The organism is Pseudomonas sp. LM13, assembly GCF_041381355.1.
GTDB classification, from domain to species: Bacteria; Pseudomonadota; Gammaproteobacteria; order Pseudomonadales; family Pseudomonadaceae; genus Stutzerimonas; species Stutzerimonas frequens.
In genome coordinates, this window is record NZ_JACBXH010000041.1 from 24647 (window position 1) to 35046 (window position 10400).

The 10400-nt window shown below is 62.2% G+C and carries 8 protein-coding genes, 1 tRNA gene and 1 pseudogene; 5 read left to right on the plus strand and 5 right to left on the minus strand.

Annotated features, from left to right (window positions below):
• Positions 1 to 37: 37 nt before the first annotated feature.
• From HZR81_RS19685 to gabD, 3 genes are all read right to left on the minus strand, one after another.
• A complete protein-coding gene (locus HZR81_RS19685) occupies positions 38 to 2143 on the minus strand; it encodes a 3-hydroxyacyl-CoA dehydrogenase NAD-binding domain-containing protein (protein WP_500129039.1) in 2106 nt (701 codons plus the stop codon).
• 222 nt (positions 2144 to 2365) lie between these two features.
• Positions 2366 to 3574 (minus strand): HDOD domain-containing protein, encoded by a 1209-nt coding sequence (locus HZR81_RS19690; protein ID WP_500129040.1) that lies wholly within the window; start codon positions 3572 to 3574, stop codon positions 2366 to 2368.
• 157 nt (positions 3575 to 3731) lie between these two features.
• A complete protein-coding gene (gene gabD / locus HZR81_RS19695) occupies positions 3732 to 5180 on the minus strand; it encodes an NADP-dependent succinate-semialdehyde dehydrogenase (protein ID WP_256518349.1) in 1449 nt (482 codons plus the stop codon).
• Between the two features lie 312 nt (positions 5181 to 5492).
• Between gabD and HZR81_RS19700 the strand changes: the two genes are divergently transcribed.
• Positions 5493 to 5945, plus strand: coding sequence for a c-type cytochrome (locus HZR81_RS19700; protein WP_102839199.1), 453 nt, complete (start codon positions 5493 to 5495; stop codon positions 5943 to 5945).
• 37 nt (positions 5946 to 5982) lie between these two features.
• Here the strand turns inward: HZR81_RS19700 and HZR81_RS19705 are convergent, their stop codons facing one another.
• Positions 5983 to 6684 carry a cytochrome b/b6 domain-containing protein gene (locus HZR81_RS19705; RefSeq protein WP_500129041.1) on the minus strand — a complete coding sequence of 234 codons (702 nt, stop codon included), beginning with the start codon at positions 6682 to 6684 and terminating at the stop codon, positions 5983 to 5985.
• A gap of 261 nt (positions 6685 to 6945) precedes the next feature.
• On the opposite strand from HZR81_RS19705, the gene HZR81_RS19710 reads away from it, so the two are divergent.
• A tRNA-Arg gene (locus tag HZR81_RS19710) sits at positions 6946 to 7022 on the plus strand.
• Positions 7023 to 8103: 1081 nt separating this feature from the next.
• Positions 8104 to 8319, plus strand: coding sequence for a conjugal transfer nickase/helicase domain-containing protein (locus tag HZR81_RS19715; protein WP_500129042.1), 216 nt, complete (start codon positions 8104 to 8106; stop codon positions 8317 to 8319).
• A gap of 40 nt (positions 8320 to 8359) precedes the next feature.
• On the opposite strand, the gene HZR81_RS19720 is transcribed toward HZR81_RS19715, so the two are convergent.
• On the minus strand, positions 8360 to 9019 hold the full coding sequence (locus tag HZR81_RS19720) for a DUF6685 family protein (protein ID WP_500129043.1): 660 nt from the start codon (positions 9017 to 9019) through the stop codon (positions 8360 to 8362).
• A 443-nt stretch (positions 9020 to 9462) separates the two neighbouring features.
• Here HZR81_RS19720 and HZR81_RS19725 point away from each other — a divergent pair.
• A pseudogene (locus HZR81_RS19725) lies at positions 9463 to 9882 on the plus strand (SOS response-associated peptidase family protein); the annotation flags it as partial.
• 46 nt (positions 9883 to 9928) lie between these two features.
• A complete protein-coding gene (locus HZR81_RS19730) occupies positions 9929 to 10360 on the plus strand; it encodes a transposase (RefSeq protein ID WP_454910451.1) in 432 nt (143 codons plus the stop codon).
• Positions 10361 to 10400 lie beyond the last annotated feature (40 nt).

The following is a 10400-nucleotide window of genomic DNA, read 5'->3' on the forward strand; positions in this document are numbered from 1 at the left end:
GTCCTCATGGTGCGTTCGGATTGCAGGCGGGTCGCGTTCATTGCCCGGCCTGCCATTCGGTGAAGGTGCGGCCTTCGGCGGCCAGTTTTTCCAGCAATGGCGCCGGCTTCCACCAGTCGCCGCAACGTGCGTGCAGCTCCTTGACCCGCGCCAGCACTCGGTCCAGGCCGACGCTGTCGGCATAGAACATCGGCCCGCCGCGGAAGGCCGGGAAGCCGTAGCCGTTGAGGTAGATGACGTCGATATCACTGGAGCGCTGGGCAATGCCCTCTTCAAGGATCTTCGCGCCCTCGTTAACCAGCGCGAAGATGGTCCGCTCGACGATGTACTGCTCGTCCAGCGCCTTTCGCTCGATGCCCTTTTCTCGAGACGCTGCTTCCAGCATAGGCACGAGTTCGGGGTTCTCCAGCGGCGTGCGGTTGCCCGGCTCGTAGCGGTAGTAGCCGGCACCGGTCTTCTGCCCCAGCATGCCGGCGGCGCAAAGCTTGTCGGAGACGGTGGGGAAATCCAGGTGCGCCGGCAGGGTTGCGCGCTGGCGCTTGCGGATCGCCTGGCCGATGTCGAGACCAGACAAGTCGCGCATGGCAAACGGTCCCATGGCCATACCGAAGTTGCGCAGCGCAGCGTCGACCTGCTGCGGCGTGGCGCCCTCCTCCAACAGGAATTCCGCCTCCCGCCCGTACTGGAAGACCATGCGGTTGCCGACGAAGCCGTCGCAGACGCCGACCACCACCGAGACCTTCTTCAGCTGCTTGCCGATCGCCATGGCGGTGGCGAGCACTTCATCGCTGGTCTTATCGCCGCGCACCACTTCCAGCAGGCGCATGACGTTGGCCGGGCTGAAGAAATGCAGGCCGACCACGTCCTCGGGACGTTTGGTGAAGGCGGCGATGGCGTTCAGATCGAGTGACGACGTATTGGAGGCGAGAATCGCGCCCGGCTTACACACGGCGTCCAGTTGCTCGAAGACCTGCTGCTTGACACCCATGTCCTCGAACACCGCCTCGACCACCACGTCGGCATCGGCCAGGGCGGCGTAGTCGGTGACGCCGGTGATCAGCGCGAGGCGCTGCTCCATCGCATCCTCGGTCAGGCTGCCGCGTTTGACGCTCGCCGCGTAGGTGTCACGGGCGCGCTGCAGGCCGCGTTGCAGGGCTTGCTCATTGATTTCCAGCAGCTTCACCGGCACCCCGGCATTGGCGAAGCTCAGCGCGATACCGACACCCATGGTGCCGCCACCGATCACCGCGGCTGTGTTGATCGAGCGAGGTTTCACGTCTGCCGAGAGATCGTTGATCTTGCCGGCCTGACGCTCGGCGAAGAACGAATGAACCAGAGCACCACGCTGTGGCGAGTTCAGGCACTCGGCGAACAGTTCACGCTCGCGCTTGAGGCCTTCGGCCAACGGCAGCTTGGTGGCCGCCTCGACCGCCGCGATGCAACGCAACGGCGAGAACAGCCCCGGCATGCGCTTGGCCACTTCAGCGTGCTTGGCGCGAATCAGCGCCTCGTTGTCGGCGCCCTCAAGGCCTCTGGTCTGCTCGCCAGTGCGTCGCGGTGCGCGGCCTTCATCGACCATACGACGGGCATAGGCCAGGCCAGCGTTCACCAGATCACCCTCGAACAGCTCGTCGACGATGCTGTGCTCGACCGCCTCGGCAGCACTGATTGGCGTGCCGCTGACGATCATCTCCAGTGCCTTCTCGACACCGGCCAGACGCGGTAGCCGCTGGGTGCCGCCGGCGCCCGGCAACAAACCCAGCTTCACTTCCGGCAGGCCGACCTTGGCGTCCTTGCGGGCGATGCGGTAATGACAGCCCAACGCGACTTCCAGCCCGCCACCGAGCGCGGTGCCATGAATGACGGCGACGCTCGGCTTGCTGCAGCCCTCGATGATCTCGATCACCTCGGGCAGGCTCGGCGCCTGCGGCGGCTTGCCGAATTCCTTGATGTCAGCGCCGGCGATAAAGGTGTTGCCCTCGCACACCAGCGCCACGGCGCGCACCTGCTGGTCCGCTTCGGCACGCTGAAAGGCCTTCAGCAGCCCCTCGCGCACCGCCTGGCCGAGAGCGTTGACCGGTGGATTGTTGACCGTGATCAGCGCGATATCGCCCTGAACTTCGAGCCGTACGACATCTGTCATGACTGGCCTCCGCTTTGTGAAATGCTGATTGGAATTGTAATTTCACGGAATCATGTTTCGCACTGCAGAATAAATGACTCATTTCCGCGTGTCGATAGCACCACACGGCCAGCGCATTCGCGCGAAAAGAAGGCGCAGAGCCGCGCCAGACAAGGGATGGTGCGCGACCCAGGGGCGATCGGTCGCGGCTATCAATACAGGGAATGTCGGATCAGAAGCAGGCTAGCCCGCGACGGCATGGCGAGGCGCGCGCGCCAGCAGATCAGGATCGATGCGCAGCAGGCGCACCGTTCGCTCGCCGGCCAGACTGGCCGGCTCGGCATCGGCGGGCAGTTCGATCAGCAGCCGCGTCAGGTTGAGTACCAGCGCTTCGCGGCGCAGGACACCGGCACCCAGCGCGTAGTAGGCGCTGATTACCTGGCGCAGCTCCAGCGGCAGCGCCCACTGTGCCCGCAGTGCCGAGCCGAAGCCGGCCGCGCGCTCGCGCAGGCAGCGTTGCAGATCCGCTTCATCCAGCGCGCCGCCACTGTCGAGCCATTCCTGCAGGCTGCGCAGCAGCGCCAGCTCGCCGATGTTCTGCAAAAGCCCGGCGCTGAAACAGAGCTCGACATCCAGCTTCAGCTGGCGCGCCAGCCAGCTCGCCAGCCGTGCCGTGCGCAGCGCCTGATGACCGAGCTGGCCGGCAAGCTCGGCGAGGCGAGGCTCGGGCAACCGCGCGTTGTGTTGCAGGGCCAGCTCGGTCACCAATTGCAGACTGCGCGCCGCACCGAGCTGACGTCTCGCCTGCGCCAGGCCGAGGCAGGGCGCCGCCGGCTGCGCCGAGCCATTGCTGGCGACGCTGATCAGCCGGGCCGTGACCTGCGGATCGCGGGTCAGTAGCTCTTCGAGCTCGGCAAAATCCTGATCACCGCCTTGCAGGCGCTGCAGGGCGACCAGCACCGCCTCCTGCAGCGGCGCGCCGCGGTTATGCGGGCGCATGCGCTCGAGAAAGCTCTCCACAGTGTCTGCCGGAGCAGGCGTCGTTACCCCGGCACGTCCGGCCGAGCGCGGCAGCAACCTGTCCAGCCGCTGGCGCAGGTCGTCGAGATCGTAGGGTTTGCCCAGGTACGCGGCGGGCGCCAAAGGCAGCACGGTGCGGACGCTGGCGGTATCGGTACGCGCGCTGATCAGCACGCAGGGCAGGCGCTGGGTCGGGCCGTGACGACGCAGTTCACGCAACAGCTGGCGACCATCGAGACCTTCCAGCTCACCATCGATGATCAACAGGCTGGGCACCTGACGCTTGCACAGCTCCAGCGCGGCATGCCCGTCCGCCGCGGGTTGCACACGCATACCGGGGCGCAGTTCGCGCACCAGCTGACAAAGCTGGTCCGCGCGCCAGGGCTCGTTGTAGGCAACCAGAACGAAGGAAACTTGGGCAGAGAGGCTCACTGCACGGCTCGCTGGAGATGTCACCACAGCCTAGCGACGGGGTAGGTCGATGGCGAGAGATCCTCGAGACGAGAATCGCGCCAATGGGGGCGCGATTCTGCACGGACTGATGGCATACAGCCAGCCTCTGACCCTGAGGCTAGCTGTCGCAGGTCGCTCAGATACCCATGCAGAGATACTTGATCTCCAGGTAGTCCTCGATGCCGTACTTGGAGCCCTCGCGGCCAAGGCCCGAGGATTTCACACCGCCGAACGGCGCCACTTCGGTGGAGATCAGTCCGGTGTTGATGCCGACCATGCCGTACTCCAACGCCTCGGCGACGCGGAACACCCGACCAAGATCGCGGGCATAGAAGTAGGAGGCCAGGCCGAACTCGGTGTCGTTGGCCTTGGCGATCGCCTCGGCCTCGTCCTTGAAGCGGAACAGCGGCGCCAGCGGGCCGAAGGTTTCTTCCTTGGCCACCTTGGCACTGTCCGGCACGTCCACCAGCACGGTGGGCTCGAAATAGCTGCCACCCATTGCATGAGCCTGACCGCCTGCCACCAGTCGCGCACCTTGGGCGACGGCATCCTCGATATGCTCGCGGACCTTGCTGGCGGCACGATCATCGATCAGCGGGCCGATGTCGGTGCCCTCTTCCAGGCCGTTGCCGACCCGCAGCTTGGCCACCGCCGCCTGGAATTTCTCGGCAAAGGCGTCATACACGCCGTCCTGCACATAGATGCGGTTGACGCATACACAGGTCTGCCCGGCGTTGCGGTACTTGGACTGCATGGCGCCCTTCACCGCCTCGTCCAGGTCGGCATCATCGAAGACGATAAATGGCGCGTTGCCGCCCAGCTCCAGGGACACCTTCTTGATCCCCGGCGCGCACTGCTCCATCAGCTTGGCGCCCACTTCGGTGGAGCCGGTGAAGGAAATCTTGCGGACCTTGGGGTTGGCGGTCAGCTCGTTGCCAATGTCACCGGCCGAGCCGGTGACGACGCTGAGCACGCCCTTGGGAATCCCGGCGCGCTCGGCCAGCTCGACCATCGCCAGCGCCGAGAACGGCGTCTGCGAGGCGGGCTTGATCACCATGGTGCAACCAGCCGCCAGCGCCGGGCCGGCCTTGCGGGTGATCATCGCCGCCGGGAAATTCCACGGGGTGATCGCCGCGGTCACGCCGATCGGCTGCTTGATGACGAGGATGCGCTTGTCCTTCTGGTGACCGGGGATGGTGTCGCCGTAGATGCGCTTGGCTTCCTCGGCGAACCACTCGATGAAGGACGCCGCATAGGCGATCTCGCCCTTGGCTTCGGCCAACGGCTTGCCCTGCTCCAGCGTCATCAGCCGACCCAGGTCGTCCTGATTCTCCATCAGCAGCTCGAACCAGCGACGCAGCTTCTGCGAGCGCTCCTTGGCGGTCAGATCACGCCAGGCCGGCAGCGCCCGCTCGGCGGCATCGATGGCGCGGCGGGTTTCGGCGGCGCCCATCTTCGGCACCGTACCGAGAATCTCGCCGGTGGCCGGGTTGTTCACGCTGATGGTCTGGCCACTGTCGGCATCCAGCCAGGCGCCATCGATATAGGCCTGCTGGCGGAACAGCGCGGTGTCTTTGAGTTGCATGGCAGTCTCCTCGGGCATCGTAGCGGCAGGCCCGCTGCGGAAAGTTTGGCGAACGCGACGATCATCTGAACCGTCCTTCGCCGCCCGGTTCCTGCCGCCGCATTGCACTGCGAACGACCATGCTAGGACCGCAGCCGGCCGGCCGGCAAGCTCATGGCGCTTGGCATTGTCGTGCCATTGACCAGCCTGATGCCTGCGCGGCCTGTCACGCCTTGTTACCCAAACCCGGGTACGGGTCGGGGTATAGTTGCGCGCGAGCGGCACAGCCGCCGAACAACCAAGGATCGATAAGGAGTTACCGTGAAAGCATTGATGACAGGCGCCGTGGCCGCCGTCCTGCTGGCCAGCACTGCCGTCCAGGCGCAGATGAAACCGGAAGAGATGGTCGAAACCCGCCAGGCCGGCTACCAGTTCATGTCGTGGAACATGGGCAAGATCAAGGCTCAGGTAGTCGACGGCAAGGAGCCCTACGACCAGGCCAAGGTGGCAGCCGCAGCCAATGCCATCGCCGCCATCGCCAACTCTGGCATGGGTAGCCTGTACAGCCCGGACACCACCACCGAGCAACTGGGCAAGGCCACCCGCCTAAAGCCTGAGTTCTTCCAGAACCTCGATGAGGCCGGGCAGATCGGCCGCAAGTTCACCGCCGCCGCCAACCAGCTTGCCAAGGTCGCCGCAGAAGGTGATCAGGCCGCGATCAAGAAGGCCTTCGGCGACGTCGGCGGCAGCTGCAAGTCCTGCCACGACAAGTTCCGCGCCGACTGATCGCGCGCAGCCAGCCGACACCTTCCGGTCGGCTGGCTTACCAGTCCAGGCTGGGCGCTACCGCCGCTGGCTCAGGCTTCAGCCAGTCCCCCACCGCCTGCACACCCCATACGCAAGCCGCACCCAGCGCGATCGCCAGAACCGCGGTGGGCAGCGAGCCGCCCCGCGCGTCCTGCTGCGTCGGATGCTCGCGCTGCGTCCTTCCCGCGATCATCGCCCGCACCAGTGGCCGGCGCATCACCAGCGTGTAATAGATGATGGCCGCAAGGTGCATGCCGATCAGCACCAGAAGCAGCCACTTCGCCTGTCGATGCAGGCCGCTCAGCGCGCTGCCGGTTTCGCTGCTGACTACCGCATAGAGCGGGCCCTGGAAAGCGATGTCGTCGGTCGCCATCAAGCCGCTGGCAACCTGGAAGCTCACCAGCAGCAGCATGGCCAGCACGGAGAACGCGCCAAGCGGGTTGTGCCCGGCTTCGCGCCAGTTGCCCTGCAGATAGTCCTTCACACCGAACGTCGCGGCGAAGATCCGTGACCAGCGGGCGTACGTCGAACCGACGAAGCCCCAGATCAGACGGAACACCAGCAGCCCCAGCACCAGCAGACCGAGCCGGCCATGCCAGAGCATCAGGTTGCCGCCGATCCAGCCCGTGACGATGGCCGCGATAACCGCCCCGGCGAACAACCAGTGAAACAGCCGCAGCGGCGCGTCCCAGAGTTTGATATGGCCTGACATCTCCATCCCCTTGCCATCGAACACCCACGGCCCCCGGCCGCGACACGCAAGGGTACCAGCCGGCCCGGTCATCGGCAGCTGCGAAAAAGCCGCACCCGGGCATATCCGCCCAGCAGCACCAGCATGGACGCCCGTCAACGACATGCGTATGATTGCCCCCCGCAACGCATCCGTAGCTCAGCTGGATAGAGTACTGCCCTCCGAAGGATACTCATCGAGTTGAGAAGGGTGTCAGCTAATGGTCAAATAGATCGCCGCAACATATACGCACCAGTAGCTCAGCTGGATAGAGTACCGCCCTCCGAAGGCGGGGGTCGTGGGTTCGAATCCCGCCTGGTGCGCCATATCTGTATGATTTAAAAGCCTTTTCCTAAGGCTCTGCCGATCCAGATCCCGAATTGGCTAATCTCTCAAAATTGATCTCCATGCGGATACTCAGATTGTGGTGAGTACTGCCCGCAGCGCTCCTTTTCGACTCATTTTCGGGCTGTGCCAATTCTGTGCCTAAACCGTGCCTCAAAGTCTGGCGCCCTATTTTGCGAGCGGGGATTTTGAGTACTAGCCATAAATCGAGCTGCAGCTACTAGTCGATGGTAGTGAAGAAATCTTGCGTCGCTGCCTGCCCAGGCGGGTGGCCGGAGGGCCGTGGAATCCAACATCCATGTCATCGGCGGAAAAAGCGTCCCGCAGGATAGGGGCTCCGACAGAACACTGGTCATTGACGACCCTGCGGTGCTCCAGGCTGTGGCGGGCGCAGCGAAATGTATGCGTATCTGCCAACGTACCAATACAGCTATTCGGGATCGTCTACGCAAAGAGTGCAGAGCGCTGTGGCCAAGGCGCAAGCAGCACCCAACCCTGAAAAGCTTCCGCCACCAATTGGGCTCAAACCTAAAAGCCTCCAGCGAGAGCGATAAGGCCATCGCCTACATGACGGGGCACCAATCCATCGAATCAATCAGCGTCTACGGGAACCGTCGATCTGGGGCTGGTCACAAATTGCATATCAGACCTGCACAGGACGCTGACTTGTCAAAAGTTCGTCAACCCAGGCAGCCTGCTGTTTTTGGTCGAGAACGCGTGGTGGGCCGTATCGAGGTGCCACAGCGCCTGGCAAACCGACGAACAACTGCACAACCTGTCGCAAATGAACGTTAGCGGCCGGGCATCATCTCAGGCGCCAGCCATCTGCCTAATCGTAAATGCCCTTCGTCCAACCACCGTAAACCCAGTGGACTCCGATATTGACTGCTCAAAAACACGCCCGGCCTGCTCCAAGCGCAGATAGCGCGTTGCGCATTTTTTATCCAAACAGTTGGCTTTGAACCCTACAGGGCTCTGGAAAACCAGCGGAGCCCTGCCAGTGCAAACCGGGCACTTTTCCAAAGCAAGAATCGCCTGGTTGTGACGTTCCAGGGCTGACGCTTGCGCAGTGGAGTTAGAGGAAACCAAAGCCTCCTTGAGCGCCCGCTTCACGTTAAGAAGAGCAACGGACATAACATCTGGACGTGCGAAGTCTTTGGACCTCGTACAACGAAAACACTGAAGGGTTATATGCTCAAAAAACCCGGCGACGTATTCACAACTGAGATGCTGGATAATCCCAATCTCAAACTTTGTGAGAGTCAGGATGATCACTAGCTATCATTGGATAGTTGCGCTGAGGTCTGGACTACCCTAATTATGGCGGATTGACTTTGTTGATGACCGCTTGTGACTGGGCAGCTAGGCCAGCCAAGTAAGCGCCTAGGTCCTGGAAATTGTTTTCCTTGAGAATCCTCGCAACCATGGCAGAGCGCTTCTCCTTTAGCGGTAAAAAAATTGCGCAACGCTGGTGGTTGTGCGGGCGGGGCAATGTCTTCCAATAATACGTTGCCTTGAAGCGAGCCATAGCTTCGTTGAACCCCAACCAAGCATCAGGCTCATGCGACAACACGAACATGCCGTATTCATGCCTGAGTTCTGTTATAGCCTGCTCACATAACCCGTAGATCTTATAGGTTCCGGTCAGCTCAACCGGCTGTTCAAGCCGCGCCGCGATGTACTTGGCAGCTGCGAAGTGATGCGAACCGCCGGAGTTCATCAGAAAGACGCGTCCGTCCCAAGCCCAAGTGGCGAAATAATCGTGATCGACGTGGCTGATGATCCGAATTTCATCCCAAGCTAGATTCTTCGCCAGCTTCTCCGGAGATATCTCGTCGATCATCTCGGGTGAGTTCTTTTCCACCATGTCATCAATGGTGGCGAACTCCTTGAGTTCGGATTTCGACGCGGCGAAGCCATCTACCTGTTGGATGTCGCACCGCCACCGTTCGATCTGCTTCTCGCTGCCAACGCGCAATAGTGGGGCGCATTCGATGCTAGTCGAGCCATACCGACCATAGGTGCGGCAGTGGGTCCATCCATTCAGCTTCGATATATCCCGCGCTCATAAATAAGAGATCCGAATTCGTGCCACCTAACAACCGCTCCTGCGCCAATACCTTTTGCTGTTTCCTGGATGGGCGTATTAAGTTTGACTGGGCTCTTAATCAGCTTCATGAGCGTTGCAGGATACCCACAGTCTTCACGCACTGAGTCCCATAGAAATGTTCCTGCTCTGCGCCAGAAAGGGAGGGGCTGATCTATCGACATGCATTCACCATGGTCGGAGGCTGGCGTTCAGTATAAGGATGTACCCCGTAAGCGGGGTGCCGTGAGAGATTGTCCTAACCATAGATCCCACTCGCCAAGGCGTTGCGGGCCGCAACACCGAGCAGCACAGTGACGTATGAGAGGTGTGTTATGTGCAGTCGTTACGAAGCCCCTACCCCAGAGCGACTCCATGAAGAGTTTGGTGTCGAGTTCGACGCTCAGGAGAAGCTCGAATTGTGGCCAGGTTATGCCGGGCCGTTCCTGCGCAAGCCTCGCAATGTCGACCCGTACGATGACGCCGTGCTGCCATTTGAAGCTGAGGTGGGAGTGTTTGGGCTCCTGCCCTTCTGGGCCGACAAAAAGCTGGCACGGTCCACCTACAACGCCCGTTCTGAGACGGCCTCGGTCAAGCGGTCATTCAGGGAGGCATGGAAGAAGGCACAGCACTGCATCATCCCTGCGGTGGCGATCTATGAGCCCGACTGGCGAACAGGCAAGGCTATTCCTACTCGAATTTCCCGTGCCGATGGGCGGCTGCTAGGGATAGCGGGCCTATGGGAGGAGAGGAAAACTGCTGCAGGTGATAGGGAGCTGTCGTTCTCAATGCTGACGGTGAATGCCGAAGCTACACATCTCCAAGAGCACACTGTACAGCTACCTGCGCCACCGGGGTGTCGAGATCGGCGCATACCAGAAGAGCGCCCGGTCACGCGATCAGCAGATCACGGCCTCGTCGTCATCGCCGGCAGAGCCGCCCGCTGTCGAGCGGGTGGCCACCGTCACCCTGCGCCTGGCGGTGGTGAATAACAGCAAGTTCGTGCGCGGCCGGAAACGGGCCAAGGAGAACATCGAGCGCTACTGCCTGGAACCCTACGGCATGAAACGGCTGGAGTCGGGCCACTACGAGTTGGCCATTTCGTATCGAAGCGACGACGAGCTGGACAAGACCGTGCACGACCTGCTGACCGAGATCAGCCAGGAAGCCGACATGCGCAACTGCTTCATCGAGGCGGATGCCTGGGAAGAAGGCACCGAGCGCAGGTGGTAGGGCTTACGTTGGTTTTTGGTTCCATTGCTCCCCAAACCCC